The 21,034-nt window shown below is 40.4% G+C and carries 16 protein-coding genes; 8 read left to right on the forward strand and 8 right to left on the reverse strand.

Annotated features, from left to right (window positions below; genetic code table 11):
* Positions 1 to 445: 445 nt before the first annotated feature.
* Together speB and PR683_RS15765 are read left to right on the forward strand one after the other, a co-directional pair.
* Complete coding sequence (gene speB / locus PR683_RS15760; RefSeq protein ID WP_109912701.1) at positions 446 to 1,366, forward strand: agmatinase; 921 nt, start codon at positions 446 to 448, stop codon at positions 1,364 to 1,366.
* A gap of 336 nt (positions 1,367 to 1,702) precedes the next feature.
* Positions 1,703 to 2,482 (forward strand): acetoin reductase, encoded by a 780-nt coding sequence (locus tag PR683_RS15765; RefSeq protein WP_004913238.1) that lies wholly within the window; start codon positions 1,703 to 1,705, stop codon positions 2,480 to 2,482.
* Positions 2,483 to 2,544: 62 nt separating this feature from the next.
* Here PR683_RS15765 and PR683_RS15770 read toward each other — a convergent pair whose 3' ends face one another.
* A complete protein-coding gene (locus PR683_RS15770; protein WP_272581890.1) occupies positions 2,545 to 3,420 on the reverse strand; it encodes an alpha/beta fold hydrolase in 876 nt (291 codons plus the stop codon).
* Between the two features lie 164 nt (positions 3,421 to 3,584).
* Here PR683_RS15770 and PR683_RS15775 point away from each other — a divergent pair, with 164 nt between their 5' ends.
* A complete protein-coding gene (locus tag PR683_RS15775; protein ID WP_210838725.1) occupies positions 3,585 to 3,833 on the forward strand; it encodes a helix-hairpin-helix domain-containing protein in 249 nt (82 codons plus the stop codon).
* Here PR683_RS15775 and PR683_RS15780 read toward each other — a convergent pair.
* From PR683_RS15780 to leuA, 7 genes are all read right to left on the reverse strand, one after another.
* Positions 3,830 to 4,561, reverse strand: coding sequence for a TerC family protein (locus tag PR683_RS15780; RefSeq protein ID WP_004913230.1), 732 nt, complete (start codon positions 4,559 to 4,561; stop codon positions 3,830 to 3,832). The two genes, PR683_RS15775 and PR683_RS15780, sit on opposite strands and share 4 nt — an antisense overlap.
* A 76-nt stretch (positions 4,562 to 4,637) precedes the next feature.
* Positions 4,638 to 5,324 (reverse strand): DNA mismatch repair endonuclease MutH, encoded by a 687-nt coding sequence (gene mutH, locus PR683_RS15785; protein ID WP_004913228.1) that lies wholly within the window; start codon positions 5,322 to 5,324, stop codon positions 4,638 to 4,640.
* Positions 5,325 to 5,884: 560 nt separating this feature from the next.
* Positions 5,885 to 7,564, reverse strand: coding sequence for an HTH-type transcriptional regulator SgrR (gene sgrR, locus PR683_RS15790; protein ID WP_004913225.1), 1,680 nt, complete (start codon positions 7,562 to 7,564; stop codon positions 5,885 to 5,887).
* Positions 7,565 to 8,072: 508 nt separating this feature from the next.
* Positions 8,073 to 8,678, reverse strand: a complete 606-nt coding sequence (leuD, locus tag PR683_RS15795) for a 3-isopropylmalate dehydratase small subunit (RefSeq protein ID WP_272581891.1) — start codon at positions 8,676 to 8,678, stop codon at positions 8,073 to 8,075.
* Between the two features lie 7 nt (positions 8,679 to 8,685).
* Positions 8,686 to 10,089, reverse strand: a complete 1,404-nt coding sequence (gene leuC, locus PR683_RS15800; RefSeq protein WP_272581892.1) for a 3-isopropylmalate dehydratase large subunit — start codon at positions 10,087 to 10,089, stop codon at positions 8,686 to 8,688.
* A gap of 1 nt (position 10,090) precedes the next feature.
* On the reverse strand, positions 10,091 to 11,179 hold the full coding sequence (gene leuB, locus PR683_RS15805) for a 3-isopropylmalate dehydrogenase (RefSeq protein ID WP_004913217.1): 1,089 nt from the start codon (positions 11,177 to 11,179) through the stop codon (positions 10,091 to 10,093).
* 2 nt (positions 11,180 to 11,181) lie between these two features.
* Positions 11,182 to 12,759, reverse strand: a complete 1,578-nt coding sequence (leuA, locus tag PR683_RS15810; RefSeq protein WP_004262054.1) for a 2-isopropylmalate synthase — start codon at positions 12,757 to 12,759, stop codon at positions 11,182 to 11,184.
* 894 nt (positions 12,760 to 13,653) lie between these two features.
* On the opposite strand from leuA, the gene leuO reads away from it, so the two are divergent.
* The 5 genes from leuO to cra all read left to right on the forward strand — a co-directional run bounded on the left by leuO (position 13,654) and on the right by cra (position 20,498).
* On the forward strand, positions 13,654 to 14,622 hold the full coding sequence (gene leuO / locus PR683_RS15815; protein WP_004913213.1) for a transcriptional regulator LeuO: 969 nt from the start codon (positions 13,654 to 13,656) through the stop codon (positions 14,620 to 14,622).
* Positions 14,623 to 14,978: 356 nt separating this feature from the next.
* Positions 14,979 to 16,811, forward strand: coding sequence for an AMP-dependent synthetase/ligase (locus PR683_RS15820; RefSeq protein WP_123382318.1), 1,833 nt, complete (start codon positions 14,979 to 14,981; stop codon positions 16,809 to 16,811).
* Between the two features lie 370 nt (positions 16,812 to 17,181).
* Complete coding sequence (gene ilvI / locus PR683_RS15825) at positions 17,182 to 18,909, forward strand: acetolactate synthase 3 large subunit (protein ID WP_004913206.1); 1,728 nt, start codon at positions 17,182 to 17,184, stop codon at positions 18,907 to 18,909.
* Between the two features lie 2 nt (positions 18,910 to 18,911).
* On the forward strand, positions 18,912 to 19,403 hold the full coding sequence (gene ilvN, locus PR683_RS15830; protein WP_004262045.1) for an acetolactate synthase small subunit: 492 nt from the start codon (positions 18,912 to 18,914) through the stop codon (positions 19,401 to 19,403).
* Positions 19,404 to 19,487: 84 nt separating this feature from the next.
* Entirely contained in the window at positions 19,488 to 20,498 is a 1,011-nt protein-coding gene (gene cra, locus PR683_RS15835) for a catabolite repressor/activator (RefSeq protein ID WP_004913203.1), read from the forward strand.
* Positions 20,499 to 21,034: the final 536 nt, after the last annotated feature.

Raw genomic sequence — 21,034 nt, forward strand, 5'->3', positions numbered from 1 at the left:
TAAATGCTCAATGCGCGTTATATTTCGCACCGCCGCGTTGTTGGCTGCATTTGCCAACCCTAGTCACATACTTGTGTATGCTCCTAGGGATTAGCTCATTTTGCCGCCTAGCGACAGCACGAACTATTTAGCGCATTAATATATGAGATTAATATATTCAATGTTCGTTATGCTTCAAGTGGTGGTGGTGTGGCAACGCTCAGTTATTCGGGTCACATACTTGTGTATGCTCCTAGGGATTGGCTCATTTTGCCGCCTAGCCACAACATAAACTATTTAGCGCATTAAATGACTCATAGGGCATTAAGATAGTGAACAGATAATAACTTTGTGCAAATAACATGATTTGTTTATTATTTATACTGTACGAAGTTAATTAGGTAAAACTATTCGAACCAAATATAAAAAGGGCTTGCTAACGGGCTGGCCTATTTGAGGAAGAAAAATGATTAATAGTACTTTAGGCAATCAAGTTGATAATTCACTGGTTTCTAACGCATTTGGTTTCTTACGTTTTCCGCTGAATTTTCAGCCTTACAGCTCAGACGCTGAGTGGGTGATCACGGGTGTGCCCTTCGATATGGCAACCTCAGGCCGTGCAGGTAGCCGTCATGGGCCAGCCGCTATTCGCCAAGTGTCTACTAACCTTGCATGGGAAAGTCACCGTTGGCCGTGGAACTTTAAACTAACCGAACGTTTAAATGTCGTCGATTGTGGTGATGTGGTGTTTGCTTTCGGTGATGCGCAAGACATGAGTGATAAACTGCAAGCACATACTGAAAAACTACTTGAATCAGGTAAACGCTGCTTGACCTTTGGTGGTGACCATTTCGTTACACTGCCATTGCTGCGCGCTCATGCAAAACACTTCGGTAAAATGGCCTTGGTTCATTTCGATGCGCACACTGACACCTATGGCAATGGCAGCAAATTTGACCACGGAACCATGTTCTATCATGCACCAAAAGAAGGTCTGATCGACCCAAATCATTCAGTACAAATTGGTATTCGTACCGAACATGACAGCGATAATGGCTTTACTGTATTGGATGCAGGTCAGGTGAATGATCGCAGTGTGGATGATATGGTCGCGCAGATCAAAGAGATTGTCGGTGACCTACCTGTTTACCTGACTTTCGATATAGACTGCCTTGACCCTGCATTTGCACCGGGCACAGGAACCCCTGTTATTGGTGGTTTAACGTCAGATCGTGCATTGAAATTATTGCGTGGAATACAGTCATTAAATATCGTGGGTATGGATTTAGTGGAAGTCGCTCCGGCTTATGACCAATCTGAAATCACGGCATTAGCCGCAGCATCTATCGCATTAGAGATGCTGTATATCCAAGCCGCTAAAAAATAAGTCATTTATTTTCAATTGCATCATTAAGCCACCGATTGGTGGCTTTTTTATGTCCATATTTTATATAAGTGGTTATCAATTATACTAAAAATCAATAAATCGCATTTTTTGTTTATTAAATTGAGAATGATTTTTATTAACAATAATCTTATAATTTACGTCTATATGTATTTTTCTACGGTAAAAAAAACATATTAACCTTGTAAATAGTGAAATATTTTTTATAAATAACAAATATTAGGCTAAAATTAATACTTTGTAACTTATTGTTATTGTTGCTAACTTAATATTAAAGGTGAACTAGTCAATTTGGCTATTATTCAGTAGGAGAAAAGTATGGCGTTAAATAATAAAGTTATCTTAGTTACTGGTGCAGCTCAAGGTATTGGTCGTGGTATCGCATTGCGTTTAGCGAAAGAAGGCGCTGATATCGCACTGGTGGATTTGAAAAAAGACAAGCTCCAAGATGTTGCCAAAGAAATTGAAGCGTTAGGCCGTAAAGTAACAACATTTGCCGCAGATATCAGTCAACGTGACCAAGTTTTTGCTGCGGTGGCTCATGCAGAAGCTGAATTGGGTGGTTTTGATGTAATGATTAATAACGCGGGGATTGCACAAGTTAAGCCAATCGCTGATGTTCGCCAAGAAGATATGGATTTAATCTTCAAAATCAACGTAGATGGAACCATGTGGGGCATTCAAGCTGCTAGTGAAAAATTCCAAGAACGTAAACACAAAGGAAAAATCATCAATGCATCCTCTATTGCAGGACATGATGGTTTTGCAATGTTAGGCGTTTACTCTGCCACAAAATTTGCCGTACGCGCATTAACGCAAGCCGCGGCAAAAGAATACGCCAGTTCAGGTATCACTGTGAATGCTTATTGCCCAGGTATTGTTGGGACAGATATGTGGGTAGAGATTGATGAGCGCTTCTCTGAAATCACAGGTACGCCAAAAGGTGAAACCTATAAAAAATATGTCGAAGGCATCGCATTAGGTCGTGCACAAACGCCAGATGATGTGGCAGGTTTGGTTGCATTTTTAGCAAGCGATGACTCTGACTATATTACTGGCCAATCTATTTTGACTGATGGCGGGATTGTGTATCGTTAATTCATTCATATGAATCTAGGATGCAATAATAGCCGCGATGAATAACTCATCGCGGTTTTTGTTTATGCGGCGTATTTCTGAATATCAACTAAGATATTGTCTGCTTGAGTCCAAAGCAAAGAGCCGCCTTCTTGCGAATGTAAATGGTGGTTGCAGTTTAGTAAGCGACCGGACAAAATTTTACCAAAATCGGGGGAGTGTACGGTGCTCATATCTAATTCGCCATACCATAAGGATGTCGGGCATTGAATATCTTCAGGGGTGAATCCCCAAGGCTGTAAAGAGAGGATTAAATCCTGTACATAACCTTGATTACCTTGTGCAAAAGCGCGTCGAATACACGCAGTATAGGCATCAAGGAATTGTTCTTCATTATAAAGTTGTTGGTCAATATCTGCGCTGCAATTAAGAATAAATGCCAACAGCCACTCACCAGTGACATTCTTTAATAGCCAATCTGACAGGGCTTCAGGGGTGTTAAGAGCTTGTTCTTGCATGTTCACGACATCCGTGCGGAGTATCGCGCGAGTTGCAGGGTATTCAAATTGGTCTTGCCCAGACACAATAGACAGTGAAATAGGCTGGCAATAGTGGGCGATAGCCATCGCAAAAACAGCACCTTGAGAAAAACCAACGACAGAAAATCGGGTAATGGATTGCTCATTTAGCAGTGCTTGCACATCCATAGCAAAGCTTTTCAATGATTTTTCAGGGTGAAAAGTGGATTCACCAAGGCCCGCACGTTTAGGAACAATCAAACGAATGTTCAGTTGTTCGAGTAAATCCAAACCAAACCCTAATGAACCACTCATCCCTGCTCCTGTACAAAAAATAACAGGAAAACCTGTTTTAGGGCCTGATTCAAACCAGCAAAATTGGCGGCTATCAGGTAATTTCATCGTGTGTTGATGTGTGTTGGTCAGTGGTGCGTTATACATGGTGAATTCCTAACACAGAGCAGGTACAGATTGGGTGATAAGATAGGTCAGCTAATAATTATTAAAACTGGCATTGTTATAGTTGCAATTTTAAAGTATTAAATAGGTAAAATGCAAAATATTAGCTTAATAAATATCAATTCATTAACAATGAGAAGAGTAAAATGGCATTTTCTGAATCAGAAAAACAGATTTTATTAGCAGTTAAAGGTGTCGGGCCCACAGTGATTAGCCGTTTAGAACAAATGGGGTTTAGTTCACTCGCACAATTGAGCGAAGCTTCCTACGATGAAATTTTAATTTCTGGGGCCGCATTAACAGGCTCAAGTTGCTGGAAAAATAGCCCACAAGCGAAAAAAGCGGTAGAAGGGGCTATTTTAGCAGCTAAACAAGCGGTTAGATTGCCATCTTAATCAGTTTGGTTTCTCGTTTTCCATTTCTTACTACGCAAGATATTGAGAACTTGTACTGCCATGGAAAAGAACATCGCAAAGTAGATATAGCCTTTTGATACATGAACTTGAACACTTTCAAGTAGTAAGGTGAAACCAACAAGAATCAAAAATGATAAGGCTAAGATTTTTACAGAAGGGTAGCGCTCAACAAAGTCGCCAATGGGTTTGGCTGCAAGCATCATAATGAGCACAGCGATGACGACCGCAGCCATCATGATAAATAAGTGGTCTGATAGCCCCACAGCCGTGATCACGGAATCTAAACTGAAGATAATGTCTAACAAAGCAATTTGAACGATAGCCCCCCAAAATGAGCTCACTTTTTTATTTGCTAGGCTATTTTCACCTTCTCCTTCAATCGTATCAAAAATTTCTTGGCTTGCTTTCCAAATAAGGAAGATCCCACCTGCACATAATATGAGATCGCGAGCGGATACCACATGGTCAGCGACAGTAAAAAGTGGGGTGGTAAGGCGTGATAACCACGCAATAGAAGCCAATAATGCAAGACGCATCACCATTGCTGCAATAAGCCCAGTCCGTCTGGCACTATTTTGTTGGTGACTAGGAAGTTTGCTCACCACAATACTGAGGAAAATAATATTATCGATGCCTAGGACAATTTCTAATATGGTTAATGTAGCGAGTGCCATCCAGGCATTGGGATCCAGTATCCACTCAAACATCTTGGTACCTTCTAATTAACGAATTAAACAGTGATAATAATTTATCGTCTGCTTTGGTACAGGCGATGGTTAGCGACTAACTTAAACTAAAATGCCGTGCTAGTAAGGGCGCGGTAAAATCTTTTTTAAGATAAAAACCACGTGGTAGCGTCATAATAGGCTGACCAAACTCACCAATAGCTTCCGTTAGTGCTTTATTGTTTGCGGCCTTAGGGCGAATTTGTAATACCTGCCCATGACGTGCAGTAATACTTTCCACTTTGCCTAACACAATGAGGTCCATTAACTCTTCCCAATCTTGCCGTAGCAACTGTTCTTCAAACGGGGACGGGCTCCAAATTAATGGGTTTGCAACTCTACGTTGTGAGAGTGGGATTTGCCTTTCCCCTTCAATAGGAAACCATAAAATACGGGACAGCTTGCGGCGAACATGGCTATTTTCCCATGTTAAACCACTGTTTCCTGTTAACGGTGCAACAGAAACAAAAGTGGTTTCAAGTGGAACACCATACCGGTCAATCGGAATGGTTTTTAATTCAATTCCAATATGGGCGAAATCTTGCTCTGCCTTACTTCCCGCATTCGCGCCTAAATAATATTCCAATAGCATACCAACCCAGCCTTTATCGCGCTTGAGATCCTGAGGAATAGGGATAGCTGCGTGTTGGGCGAGCTCACCAAGCGTGTAGCCAGCAAGAGCTTGCGCTCGGCTCATTAAGGTCGCTTCGTTATCAGGTGGTGGTGGTGCAATAAATGGCGTCATGGTTTGAATAGTAATGTATAAAAAGTAGCCAGTGAAAATACATATAACTCAAGAAGTATAACACTTTTTCTTTGGTATTTTTAACTATCTGATATATAGGGGTATAATATCAGATATTCATCCAAGTTATAAATTATTACAGAGGTTATTCAAGTTCATCCCAAGATAATCACAGGATCATGCACTAGGTTATCCACAGGATTTCTGGATAACTGTGAAAAATAGAGATTACTGTGTGTATTTACAGCCTTGACGAAACGGTTTTTATGACGCAAATCACAAAATATGAGTAAGTTAAGCACATATCTTGTGGATAAATACAACGTTGTTTGATCTTTGCTCAGTTAAAGTCCTAAGCATGTTAGTTAAAAAAGTAGTCAGTGGATAAAAGGCTGTTTTGCTATTTATTTGTTTGATTTATCAGTGATTATTCAACTGTGCTTTTTTTTGATAAAAAAGCGACTTGGGGATATACCCTGATTACCATGAGGTTGTTCACATGGATATCCACAGAAAAAGTGAATAACATCCTTATTATTCATTTCATCTGTTTATAACTATCAATATTTTTCTAGGTTATCCTCAGACGGTTTAAACCACGCAGATTTAAAATCAAACCAGCCAAAGGTATTCATTCGTACACCGCGCATGGTTTTTTGGCCTTGCAATTCAAGCCAATGATGAAAAACGGGGTGAAAGATTTGTGAGTCAACTAAGCTTTCACACCAAGCTTCGACATCTAATTGGTTATTACGCCACAGATTAAGTTCATTGCTGAGAGGGTTATTAAGGCATTGTCGTAGCAATGGCATTTCGTACAAGGTTGCAAAGATGGAAAATTCGAGAGGTTTAAAAAAGTTAGCTGTTGCTAACCAAATATCACTTTCTCCATTGCCATTAAACCAATCATCGTAATCAATGATATTGATCTTAAGTTCCACACCTTGCATCTGTAAAACCCGTTTCATAATTTGGCTAATTGCGTAGAACTCATGGTGGTGGCGATAAAAAGTGACAGTAAGCTCAGTTAAATCTTCAGGCTTGGGAAACAAGGTTAGCATTTTACTGTGATGCCAATGGAGTAACAGGCCATAAGCAGGTGCCCAATGGCGCTGATAAAAAGGTTCGCAATGTGCAAGTAGGTTGACAGGGGTTAAAAAGCTACATAACCACTTACGAACATCTTCACGCTGAGCTATCGGTGAACGCTGATCCATTAACAGGAAATAACAGCCTTCTTCCATACGACTTTCGAGCGAGCCATTATGGTGCTTATCACCATCCATTTTTAATGTTGTACAGACCATTTGCTCAGAGAGTTCAGGAACCACCCAAATGGTCACTTCATCGAGTAGCGCACGATAGCCAAAATAGCGGTCGAAAGCCGTAATGGTCAGCTTTTGTGGCAAGTTTTTTTCTACTTGATAAGGGCCAGTGCCGATTGGGCAACGGCTAAAGTTTTCGAGGCTCTCCCACTCTTTCGGTAAAATGGCGGCATGGTGGCTACCTAATAACCAAGGTAGTTGTTTATCAGGCTCACTTAACGTGATATCAATGACATAAGGCTGCGGTGAGCTAACGGATTGAATATGTGAGAATAGCGGCCAACAGGTTTTTAAGCGTAAAAGGGAATAAATAATATCGTCGGTAACCATTTCTCGCCCATGATGGAAATAAATAGCGGGGCGTAAATAAAAACGCCATTGGGTATCGCTGGTGGATTGCCAATGGTGGGCAAGGCCATCTTCTACTTCCCCTTTTTCCTCATTTATATGGGTAAGGCCATTAAATATTTGGCTCATCAAGTGAATTTCTGAGCGGCGCATTGGCGCACCAGGAAGCAATGTCGGGAAATCTCGATAATAAATAATTCGTAATAAATTCTTACCTTGTCGATAACTGCGTTCCAGTTCAGACAATACCATTTGACGAATGGTTTCCTTATCACCCACTAGGGCGACAAGTTTTTCAATACTTTCTTCTTTGAGTAGTTGTTCAGCCTGTGCCTGCTGTAGCTCCAAGCCATTAACATGAAAAATAAGGGTAGAGCGTTTTCCTCGACCAGACTCTGCTTGCCAACTAAGCCAACCTTGTGACTGCATATTATTAAGCAGAGTACGGACATGACGGCGAGAGCAAAACAGCGTATCAGCGATGTCTTGTAGTGTTGTTTCACTGTCTTGGCCCTGAAAATGTTGCCAGAGACGAATGAATTGGGTTTGTAATCGCGAATTAGACATAAAAGAGGAACTCCGGCAAAAAATACATCAATTTTAATTTCCTAAATTCTCACGATAATAGAAGGTAGTAAGTAGCTCGTTTGGTCTGCAGTTGCAGGCCGACTCCCCCATTTAGAGTAATGGTGTTTCTCACCGAGCCGGTTTTTACCGGCTTTTTTTTATTTTTTTCGTCATATTTTGCGCCGTGGCTGTGTTGGCTTCACTCCGCTACCCTAGTCACATACCAGTGTATGCTCCTAGGGATATCTTCATTTTTCCGCCTTGCCACAACACAAACTATTTAGAAAAAATCGTTAAGTAAAAGTAAAAGTAAAAGTAAAAGTAAATTTTGTGATGGGCAAAATATTTAGGTTAATTATACAGGAAGATATTAACGGGGAAGTGATTTTGGATTGTAAATTTTTAATGATGGATGAATTCCGCATTTTTGGTGCGAAGTAGGCGGTTTAGTTGGATAATTAGAGCTAAAAGAGGAACTACGCCCACCAAAGTAGGCGTAGAAAAGGATTTACTGCATAAAGGATGGAATCTTGCTTTCAAAATCGGTGATCTGGTCGACATGTTGCAACGTCAAACCAATACTATCCAAACCATTCATCATGCAGTGGCGACGGAAGCTATCAATTTCAAAATGATAGGTTTTATCACCCGCAGTCACCGTTTGAGCATCTAAGTCTACCGTAAACTGGCAACCTTCATGGCCATTAACATAGTTAAATAGCTCATCTACTTCGGTTTCACTTAATTTAATTGGTAATAATTGGTTGTTGAACGAGTTGCCATAAAAAATATCAGCAAAACTTGGGGCGATAACCACTTGAATACCAAAGTCAGTCAATGCCCAAGGTGCGTGCTCACGGGATGAACCGCAACCAAAGTTTTCACGAGCTAATAAAATACTTGCCCCTTTGAAAACTGGCTTATTTAAGACGAAATCAGGGTTAGGTTGTTGCCCGTTCTCATCTAAAAAACGCCAGTCATTAAACAAGTGTTGGCCAAAACCAGTGCGAGTCACTTTTTGCAAAAATTGTTTAGGGATAATGGCATCAGTATCCACATTGGCTGCATCTAAAGGAGCAACAATCCCGACGTGTGTAATAAACTTTTCCATCATTTTCTCCTTAGATTTGAATATCACGTACATCAGCAAAATGGCCATTAATCGCTGCTGCAGCCGCCATTGCTGGGCTAACTAAGTGAGTACGGCCTGCTCGACCTTGGCGACCTTCAAAGTTACGGTTACTGGTTGATGCACAGCGTTCGCCAGGGTTTAAACGGTCGTGATTCATCGCTAAGCACATAGAGCATCCTGGCAAACGCCATTCAAAGCCCGCTTCAATGAAAATTTTATCTAAACCTTCTTGTTCCGCTTGGGCTTTAACAGGGCCAGATCCCGGAACAACGATGGCTTGCACGCCATTGGCAACTTTTTTTCCTTTAGCAATTGCAGCTGCTGCACGTAAATCTTCAATACGCGAATTAGTACATGAACCAATAAATACTTTATCAATTTTTACATCAGATAATTTAATACCGGACTCTAACCCCATGTAAGCTAATGCTTTCTCCGCAGAAGCACGCTCAACAGGGTCTGCAAATGATTCTGGGGCAGGTATCGGTTGGTTAATGGCAATTACTTGCCCCGGGTTAGTTCCCCATGTGACTTGTGGTGCGATGCTACTTGCTTGAATAGTAATGACTTTATCAAATTGTGCATCATCATCAGTTTTTAACGTTTTCCAATACGCAACCGCGTCGTCCCACTGTTGGCCTTTAGGTGCAAATTGGCGACCTTTCATATAGGCAAAGGTGGTTTCATCTGGTGCGATAATCCCCGCTTTCGCACCTAATTCAATAGCCATGTTGCATACCGTCATACGGCCTTCCATGCTCAAGTTTTCGATGGCTTCACCGCAAAACTCAACAATATAGCCAGTACCGCCTGCGCTACCAGTTGTACCGATAATCGCTAAAACGATATCTTTTGCGGTAATGCCAGCAGGAGCTTTGCCGACGACTTCAATTTTCATTGTTTTAGCGCGTGCTTGTTTCAGTGTTTGAGTCGCCATCACGTGCTCAACTTCTGACGTCCCGATACCAAAGGCTAATGAGCCAAATGCACCGTGTGTTGCGGTGTGGGAGTCTCCACATACAATGGTCATACCGGGTAAAGTGATACCTTGCTCAGGCCCCATCACATGGACAATACCTTGGTATGGGTGATTCAAATCATATAAAGTTACGCCAAACTCTTTACAGTTTTTCATTAACTCTTGCATTTGAATACGAGCCATATCGCCACAAGCATTAATATCTTTGGTTTGCGTCGATACGTTGTGATCCATGGTGGCAAATGTTTTACTTGGTTGATGCAATGGGCGTTTTTTAGTTCTCAAACCATCAAATGCTTGAGGTGATGTAACTTCATGTACCAAGTGACGATCGATATAAATCAAAGGGATTTCATTTTCGACCTCACGGACAACGTGGGCATCATACAATTTTTGATATAAAGTCTTGGCCATGTTAAACCCCTTCTGCAATATAACGAGCAATAATATCGCCCATTTCACTGGTACTTATTGACTGACCTGCACCTGCTAAGTCTGATGTTCTATAACCTTCTTCTAAGGCTTTATTGACTGCACGCTCGATGGCATCTGCCGCATCCGTTTGGTCTAAGCTAAATCTTAACAGCATGGAAGCAGATAAAATTTGTGCAATTGGGTTGGCAATATTTTTTCCTGCAATATCTGGTGCAGAGCCGCCTGCAGGTTCATACAAACCAAATCCAGCTTCATTCAAGCTTGCAGAAGGTAACATGCCCATAGAACCGGTGATCATCGCACATTCATCAGAAATGATATCGCCGAACAAGTTAGAACATAACACCACATCAAATTGAGATGGGGCTTTGATCATTTGCATTGCTGCGTTATCGATATACATATGGCTGACTTCAACATCTGGATATTCTTGAGCAATTTGATTGACCACTTCACGCCATAATACTGAACTTTGCAACACGTTTGCTTTATCGATTGATGTGACTTTGTTATTACGTTTGCGAGCCGATTCAAAAGCAATACGCGCGATACGCTCGATTTCATAGCGGTGATAAACTTCAGTATCAAATGCATATTCTTCTTGGCCTTCACCTTTGCGGCCTTTCGGTTGACCGAAGTAAATTCCACCGGTTAATTCACGGACACAAAGAATATCGAAACCTTGAGCTGCGATGTCTGCACGCAATGGGCAAAATGCTTCTAATGCTTGATATAAGCGAGCAGGGCGTAAATTACTGAATAATTTAAAATGCTTACGTAAAGGTAATAATGCACCGCGTTCAGGCTGGCTATCAGGTGGTAAGTGTTCCCATTTAGGCCCACCGACAGAGCCAAATAATACCGCATCAGCTTCCTCACAACCTGTTACTGTAGCCTGCGGTAACGGTTCACCGTGTTTGTCGATTGCCGCGCCGCCAACATCGTATTCAGTGGTGTTAATTGTTATTGCAAAACGTTTACTGATAGCGGCTAAAACCTTGTGAGCTTGCGCCATCACTTCTGGACCGATGCCATCTCCCGGTAATACGGCAATTTTATAGTTAGACATTGTTAAACTGCTTCCTTTGTGTTTGATTGTGATTCTTGATTTATTTTTTGTTTTTCTTTTTCAACTTGTTCAGAGCGCCAAATGCTATTTAATACATGCACCATGGCTTTCGCTGAAGATTCGACGATATCTGTTGCTAATCCCATCCCGTGGAACTTACGGTTATGGCATTCAACCACGATATCCACTTGGCCTAACGCATTTTCACCATGGCCCTTAGCAGATAACTGGTACGAGACTAATTTCATAGGGAATTGTGTGATGTTGCTGATGGCTTGGTAGATGGCATCAACGGGGCCATTACCGGTCGCCGCTTCAGACTTCACTTCATCGCCACACTGCATTTTGACTGTTGCTGTTGCAACAATACTAGAGCCTGATTGTGTACTGAAATAGTCCATCACGAAGTGGTCAGTTTCATCTTGTTGTTTCGTAAAGAAAGCTAAGGCTTCTAAGTCATAGTCAAAGACTTGACCTTTTTTATCAGCTAAATTCAAAAATGCAGTATACAATTCATCCAATTTGAAGTCTTTACCTTCGTGATACCCCATTTCCTCCATACGGTGTTTAACAGCGGCACGGCCTGAACGTGAGGTTAAATTTAATTGTTGTTCTTTTAAGCCGATAGACTCTGGTGTCATGATTTCGTAGGTTTCACGATTTTTCAACACACCGTCTTGGTGAATACCTGATGAGTGAGCAAATGCGTTACTACCTACAACGGCTTTATTAGCTGGAATTGGTGTATTACATAATTGGCTAACTAATTGGCTGGTACGGTAAATTTCTTTGTGATTAATATTGGTATGCACATTCAACATTTGTTCGCGCAGTTTAATGGCCATAATCACTTCTTCCAATGCCGTGTTGCCAGCGCGTTCGCCTAAGCCATTGATGGTACCTTCAACTTGGCGGGCACCGGCTTGCACAGCACTGATTGAGTTAGCAACTGACATCCCTAAATCATCATGGCAATGCACAGAAATAACAGCTTTATCGATATTTGGCACACGGTTATACAAATCAGTGATAATTCCGCCAAACTGGTAAGGTGTTGTATAACCTACAGTATCTGGAATATTGATTGTTGTTGCACCTGCATTAATAGCCGTTTCTACGATACGACATAAATTATCAGGGTCAGTACGGCCCGCATCTTCACAGGAGAATTCAACGTCATCGGTATAGCGTCTTGCGCGCTTAATGGAATTAATTGCCATATCCATTACGCCATCAAAGGATTTATTTAATTTCTTCTCCATATGTAAATTGGAGGTAGCTAAGAAAATATGGATACGAAAGGCTTCGGCAACCTTTAATGACTCAGCTGCAACATCAATGTCATTTTCAATACAACGCGCTAATGCACAAATTCGGCTGTTTTTGATTTCTCTCGCGATGGTTTGTACGGATTCGAAGTCACCCGGTGAAGAGACTGGGAAACCCGCTTCAATGATATCAACCCCTAAACGCTCTAATGCGAAGGCAATTTGTAATTTTTCTTTGACTGACAAACTTGCCTGTAATGCCTGCTCACCGTCGCGTAAGGTGGTATCGAAGATAATGACTTGGTTGCTCATATTGTGTTCCTCATATCGAATTTTGTTTTTTGCTGAGAGTTATGTTCTTCCAAAGCCGCAGGCATAAAAAAACCCGCGGGTTGCGCGGGTTTTTAATGTTTGTGGACAGTTTGTTTCTATTTTTCGTCCATAAGCATACCGCGCAAATTTAATGCGAGTAGTAGTAGGCTTAGTAGGCGAATAGAAAATGTCATTTTTAACTGTCTCTCTTGAGTATCTTAATCAAACTGTATTTATTGATACGTTATCTTAAAGTTAATGTCAATCATAGATTTTTAGCATATTTTTACCAATCATGAATTATGGCTTCTGGCTGGTGGTTGTTGCTGTTTTTTTTGTGTATCCCTTCTGTTTTGTCTGGATTTTTGCGTTGTTATAAGGGTAAAATTCTTTTGCTATGCTCATTCAAATGCTTTCATGATTAAAGTTATTGATTTTTATGTAATTTTTATTTTTTGATGTAAGGTGAGACTCAAGGTAGGGAATGAATCATCTTCGCCAATACTTTTTAATTAAGTTAATTATCTAATAAATGAGTATTTAAAAAATAATCTGATAATGAGAATATTTATTGATTCTACATACGATTTATTATGATTTCTTGCAAAAATTGCTTTATTATTTTTACGGTGAGTGATTGCAATGCTAATAAGTGGTTATCATTCATTATTTTGATGAATATTTACGTTTTATAATGATATTTATACTGCAAGTTTAATTAATAGGTAAAGTAATATAAACGTCGTTTTAATAAATGCAGGGAAAGCGAAATGACTTATTATCTATAAGTTGTTTTAAGAATAATATTTAATGAATTTATATATTCGTCGGTTTTTTAAGATGAATGACTCTTTTCGTTAATGAAAAATGATAAATATATTAGTGGAGTAAAAAATGACTGATTTTGATACAATTTCAACAGCTAAAAAAGACAGTAGCGATATTCATTTACGTAATGTTGATCTCAACCTATTAACGGTTTTTGACGTGGTTATGCAGATGCAAAACGTAACAAAAGCAGCGCAAGTTCTAGGGATGTCTCAACCTGCGGTGAGTAACGCAGTTTCACGTTTAAAATCAATGTTTAATGATGAGTTGTTTGTCCGGTATGGGCGTGGTATTCAGCCGACATCTCGTGCTAAGCAACTGTTCGGGCCTATTAGGCAAGCATTACAATTAGTTCATAATGAATTACCTAGTGCAGGTTTCAATCCACAAACTAGTGATCGAGTATTTAATTTATCTATTTGTTCACCGTTAGATATTCGTCTAGCTGCTATTATTGTCGAAAAATTTAAGGTAGTTTCGCCTAATATTAATATAGTCATTCATTCTTTTATGGATAATAAAATTGCTCATCAATTAAAATACCAAGAAATGGATTTTTTCCTTGGCTATAATCAATTAGAAAAGACAGAATTTCAACATCAGGTTTTATTTGATGATGAATTGGTATTAGTGGTGGCTAGTCATCACCCACGTATTGGTAATTCAATTTCTGAAATTGAATTAAATAATGAACGTCATGCTATTATGTCAATGGATAACATGGGATCATTTAGTAAACCTTATTATAATAATACTGAGTTATCGCATACGATTAGCTATCAAGGTACTGACTTAAATAGTGTCCTGAGTCTTGTTGCTCAAACTGATCTCGTCGCTATTGTGCCAAAATGGCTAGTGAGTCATTACTTTGGACAACTAAAATTACGGACATTAACGTTGCCTTGGCTTCGAGATACACTGCCTTGCTATTTAACTTGGCATGAATCAACGGTTAGGGATAAAGGCCATCAATGGATGAAATCTCAATTTAATCAGTTGATTGAGGAACTCTCTGAACAGGCTGTTGCTGCATAGTACTCCTATTTAAAAATTGTTAGAGGTTGTTGGCGAGCTCAGACATTGTGAGTAATAAATAACGCATATTGTTAAGGGGCAATAACAAATGAAATTGCCCCTTAAAGCCAATAACCTCTATATTTCTATAGACGTGCTTATAACAAAGATAGATACGCCAACAAGGTAATTAACTCATTATCGTGAGCGTTATGATGAGTTTTGTAGCAGACATAACATTTGCACAAAATTTACATATAAATGCTTTTCACGCATCTCTTTAGTCGATACACTGCGAATATTCAGCTAACACTTGTAAGCTGAAATAATAAGAATAGTTAAGTGCTTGTGAATGTACCGAGTAACTTATATCGATAATGACCTATAGGGAATACACTTTGATTACTGAAAATCTATATCCATACCACTTGGTTAATCGCTTACGTAGCAGGGTTACTGCGCACGAATCGGCGAACCGGATAGCTTTCAGTCAATGGGATGACGGGCAACAGAGCTCATTAACTTGGGGCGAGGTAGGCGATCACACATCAGCGATTTCTCGTCGTCTCTTAGCATTAAACGTTATCACACAAGAAAATATTGGGTTATTTGCCCATAACAGCATGAATTGGTCATTGGTTGACTTTGCCGCGTTACAAATTAGGGCTGTCACAGTGCCACTTTATGCAACTAGCAGTGTTGAGCAAGCGGCGTATATTATTAATGATGCCAATATTAAAGTGTTGTTTGTTGGGGACGATATGCAATATCAAGTTGCATGCCAATTGCCAGCTCTTTGTCCTCAATTAACGACGATTATCGTGATGAACGACAATGTTGAGTTGGCTGATATTTCAATCGACACCCTGCATTTATCCACATTTATGGCGCAAGCACAAACCGCATACCAAACGGAACTTGATGAGCGCATCGCTGCACATAATCTCGGTGATTTATTTACCATCATTTATACATCAGGCACTACAGGGGAGCCCAAAGGCGTTATGTTGGATTACTACAACATGGCTGCCCAACTGTATCTCCATGACGAACGATTACAACTAACTGCTGATGATGTTTCTTTAAGTTTTTTACCACTTTCACATGTTTTTGAACGTGCGTGGAGCTTTTACGTTATGCACGTTGGGGCGTTAAACGTTTATTTAACAGACACCAATCAAGTTCGGGAAGCATTAACGGAAGTAAAACCGACTGTGATGTGTGCGGTTCCCCGTTTTTATGAAAAAGTTTATTCAGCAATACACAGTAAAGTGGCCAAAGCACCTCTCATCCGTAGGGCGCTATTTCGCTGTGCAATATCTCTTGGCAAGCGCCGTGTGAAAGCCTTAGCAAAAGGCCACAAACCCTCTTTAGTTAACCGCGCTATTTTTCCGATGGTTGATAAACTGGTTCTCAGTAGAATTCGCGAAGGGTTAGGCGGTCGAATTCGTTTCATGCCAGCAGCTGGCGCCCGTCTTGATGACGATGTGATTGCATTTTTCCTTTCAGCAGGGGTAAATATTAAATATGGCTATGGTATGTCAGAAACCTGTGCCACGGTATCTTGCTGGGAAGAAGGTAAATACCCATTAGGTTCGATAGGTACACCACTATCTTCTGTTTCAGTGCGTATTGGTAAAGACGATGAAATACAAGTAAAAGGGCCAGTGGTCATGAAAGGCTATTTCAATCGACCAATTGAAACCTTGGATACGTTTACAGCAGATGGCTGGCTAAAAACGGGTGATGCAGGAAAGATTGACGAACAAGGCAATTTATATATTACGGATAGGCTAAAAGATTTAATGAAAACGTCTAACGGAAAATATATTGCACCACAGATGATTGAAGGGGTATTAGGGCAAGACAAGTTTATTGAACACATTGCAGTTATTGCGGATGCACGCAAGTTTGTTTCAGCGCTGATCGTGCCTTGTTATGACAGCTTAGAAGAATATGCCCATTCAATAAACCTGAAATATCGAGATCGTTTAGAACTCTTAAAAGACTCAAATATTGTGGCCTTATTTGAGAGCCGTTTAAAAGATTTGCAAAAAAATATCGATAATTTCCACCAAGTTAAGCGTTTTATATTACTACCTACCACATTTTCAATGGAAAAAGGTGAATTAACGCCGACGTTGAAACTGCGCCGTAAAATTATTTCTGAGCGCTATCAATTAGAAATTGAATCGATGTACAAAGAATAATTTACCATCTAATTATCTGACTTACCTGTATTATGGGTAGGTCAGGTCTTGTTTTTGTTCTATTCATATTTATTTATTCAGATTATCACTTAATATTAAAATCAGAATGGTTCCAACTAATTAAAGTTGCACTGTTTTTCCATTCATAGCAGTCATTCTTTCTCCCATTATTTTTATACGCAGTCAATTTATCTATCAAATACCCATGTTCAAGATGATGTGAAAGTTTCGTGATCCTTGCACTGAAATGGTGTTTGCTTCGTTTCAGCCAGAGCGATATGTTAATAGCACGAATTTCACAATTTTAATGATAAAAATAAAGAGGTAGTTCATACCTCTTCACTTGCAAATAATGTCTGGGGGCAAACTCATGGAGATGTTGTCGGGAGCGGAAATGGTCGTCAAGTCGTTGATTGACCAAGGAGTAAAGCACGTGTTTGGTTATCCAGGCGGTGCGGTATTAGATATTTATGATGCACTTCATACAGTTGGTGGGGTAGAACATATTTTAGTGCGCCATGAACAAGCCGCCGTTCATATGGCAGATGGTTATGCACGCTCAACAGGGGATGTTGGGGTTGTTTTAGTGACATCTGGTCCTGGGGCAACAAATGCGATTACCGGTATTGCGACGGCTTATATGGACTCCGTACCAATGGTGGTGTTATCAGGGCAGGTTGCAAGCTCGCTAATTGGTAACGATGCGTTTCAAGAATGCGATATGGTTGGAATTTCAAGGCCAATAGTCAAGCACAGTTTTTTAATTAAAAGCGCAGAAGAAATTCCTGAAACCATCAAGAAAGCGTTTTATATTGCAGCAAGTGGCCGTCCAGGGCCTGTGGTGATTGATTTTCCTAAGGACACCGTTAACCCGGCTTTGAAGTTTGCTTACCGTTATCCAGAGAACGTTTCTCTGCGGTCTTATAACCCTACATTACAAGGACACAAAGGCCAAATCAAAAAAGCATTAACTAAATTGGTTTCAGCCAAAAAACCAGTTTTCTATATTGGCGGAGGGGCGATTAACGCGAATTGCTCTGCTGAACTTATAGAGTTGGCAGAAAAACTGCAATTACCGGTGGTATCAACCTTAATGGGATTAGGGGCTTTCCCAGAAACGCACAAGCAATCCGTGGGAATGCTTGGGATGCATGGAACCTATGAAGCCAACAAGGTGATGCATAACTCGGATGTGATTTTTGCTGTTGGTGTTCGTTTTGATGATAGAACAACGAACAATTTAGAAAAATATTGCCCAAATGCGACCGTCATTCAAATTGATGTTGACCCAACGTCTATCTCAAAAACGGTCAATGCCGATATCCCAATTGTTGGCGATGCAAAACTCACATTAAAACAAATGTTAGGTCAGTTAGACCAAGCTTCAGCCAAACAAGACAATCAAGCACTCACTGCGTGGTGGAAAGAAATTGAGCAATGGCGCAGCAAACAGTGTTTACGTTACGAAACAAGCCAAACAAAAGTTAAACCACAGCAAGCCATTGAAATGATTTATCGTTTAACGAAAGGTGAAGCGTATGTAACGTCTGACGTTGGGCAGCACCAAATGTTCGCCGCATTGTATTATCCCTTTGATAAACCTCGCCATTGGATAAACTCAGGAGGACTCGGCACGATGGGCTTTGGTTTACCTGCTGCTCTAGGGGTGAAATTAGCGCATCCAAAATCGACCGTTGTCTGTGTGACAGGGGATGGTAGCATCCAGATGAACATTCAAGAGCTTTCAACCGCTCTGCAATATGGCTTACCGGTTTTAGTGCTCAACTTAAATAATGGTTTTTTAGGCATGGTAAAACAGTGGCAGGATATGATTTATCAAGGCCGTCACTCACAATCTTACATGCAATCATTGCCTGATTTCATCAAGTTAGCACAAGCGTATGGCCACGTTGGTATTTCGATAGCAACACCTGATGAGCTAGAAGAAAAACTAAAACAAGCCCTTGTTGAAGTGAATGAAAATCAGCGATTAGTTTTCGTTGACGTCAATATTGATGAAACTGAGCACGTTTATCCAATGCAGATCCGTGGTGGTGCAATGGATGAAATGTGGTTGAGCAAAACAGAGAGGACCTGATCATGCGTCGTATTTTATCCGTTTTATTAGAAAATGAATCAGGTGCTTTGTCCCGTGTCATAGGTCTGTTCTCTCAACGTGGTTATAATATTGAAAGTTTGACCGTTGCACCAACAGATGACCCAACCCTGTCACGTATGACTATCCAAACTAAAGGGGATGCAAAGGTTCTGGAGCAAATTGAGAAACAATTGCATAAACTAGTTGATGTGTTGCGCGTCAGTGAGCTGACAGCGTCAGCACATATCGAACGTGAAATCATGTTAGTGAAGCTACAAGCCTCTGGATATGGGCGTGATGAAGTGAAGCGCTGTGCAGATATTTTCCGTGGACAAATTGTTGATGTCACCCCAACGCTTTATACCGTTCAGCTAGCGGGGACAAGCGAAAAACTGGACGCTTTCATCGAATCAGTGCGTGGTGTTGCTGAAATTGTTGAAGTTGTACGCTCAGGGATCGTCGGTGTTTCGCGCGGTGATAAAATTATGCGATGAAAAATTTATCTTCCGAAGGTAGAATAATCGCGTTTAAGGCCCCGAATGACTCGGGGCTATTCCCAAAATTGTAAAGAGGTTAACGTGAAACTGGATGAGATAGCCCGTCTAGCGGGTGTTTCCCGCACAACGGCTAGTTATGTGATCAACGGCAAGGCCAAGCAGTATCGAGTCAGCGATAAAACTGTAGAAAAAGTGATGGCAGTCGTCAGAGAGCACAATTACCATCCAAATGCAGTTGCTGCGGGGCTACGAGCAGGGCGTACCCGTTCTATAGGGTTAGTGATCCCTGACTTGGAAAATACGAGCTATACCCGTATAGCAAATTACCTTGAAAGGCAGGCGCGTCAGCGTGGTTATCAATTGTTGATAGCATGCTCAGAAGACCAACCCGACAATGAAATTCGTTGTGTTGAACACCTTTTACAACGACAAGTTGATGCCATAATTGTTTCGACAGCATTACCGCCAGAACACCCGTTCTATCAGCGTTGGGCGAATCGTTCTTTACCGATTATCGCACTGGATAGAGCCCTTGAAAAAGAACACTTTATTAGTGTTGTTGGTGATGACCAAGAAGATGCTTTCATGATTTCAGCAGAATTACGCAAATTTAAAGCTGAATCGGTATTGTATCTGGGGGCGTTACCTGAATTATCAGTCAGTTACCTGCGCGAGCAAGGTTTCCGTAAAGCATGGCATGAAGACCCGCGCAAGATTGATTACCTGTATGCAAATAGCTATGAACGCGATTCAGCCGCAGAGGTTTTTGCTCATTGGCTTGATAGTGGCAACAAGATGCCAGACGCACTATTTACAACATCATTCTCCTTACTACAAGGCGTGCTAGATGTCGCATTGAAGCGCAGTGGTCGTTTACCTGAGCATATGGTTATTGCCACATTTGGTGATAATGAATTATTAGACTTCCTTGAATGCCCAGTGCTTTCTTTGGCACAGCGCCATAGAGACATCGCTGAACGCATCTTAGAATTGGTGCTTGCCAGCCTTGATGAAAAGCAAAAACCAGAACCTGGTATTACACGTATTCGTCGTGATTTATGTCGCCGTGGAAGTTTAGGTCGTAAGCAGTAATAAAATAGACTTAACTTTAATCGAACAGTGAATATTTACACGATAATGAGTGATGTTGGTCACAATAATGAGTAATATAACGGCCCCTATCTTGTAGGGGCTTTTTTTTTATAGGCAAAAATTAGGTAAATATTTAACTTTAGGATTTATCTTAATTGGTTTGTTGCGGATTTTAAAATGAAAGCTAAATCGGATAAATAAATTAATATAAATTTATTATGGTTGTATTACTGATTTGTGCGATAAATATTTTGAATTAAATTACTGTTTATTAAAACAGTTATTTATTCTATTGATATGTAATGATTTTATTTTATTGGCAGCACGTTTTGGGCCTATTTAAAAATTAATGACTATTTGAGGACTCAACAGAAGTAAATAACCGGTACAAGATACACTGATTAAAAATGAGACATAAGTTGAATTTCCATTAATTTGTATGATTTTACAGCAAACTATTATGTTAGCGCTTATTTAGGTGATACTTAATAAAATATGTTAATCATATCAACTTGTTATTTCCCATTTTATTTCCA

Origin of the sequence: Providencia sp. PROV269 (assembly GCF_028477785.1) — a bacterium.
Lineage (GTDB): Bacteria > Pseudomonadota > Gammaproteobacteria > Enterobacterales > Enterobacteriaceae > Providencia > Providencia rettgeri.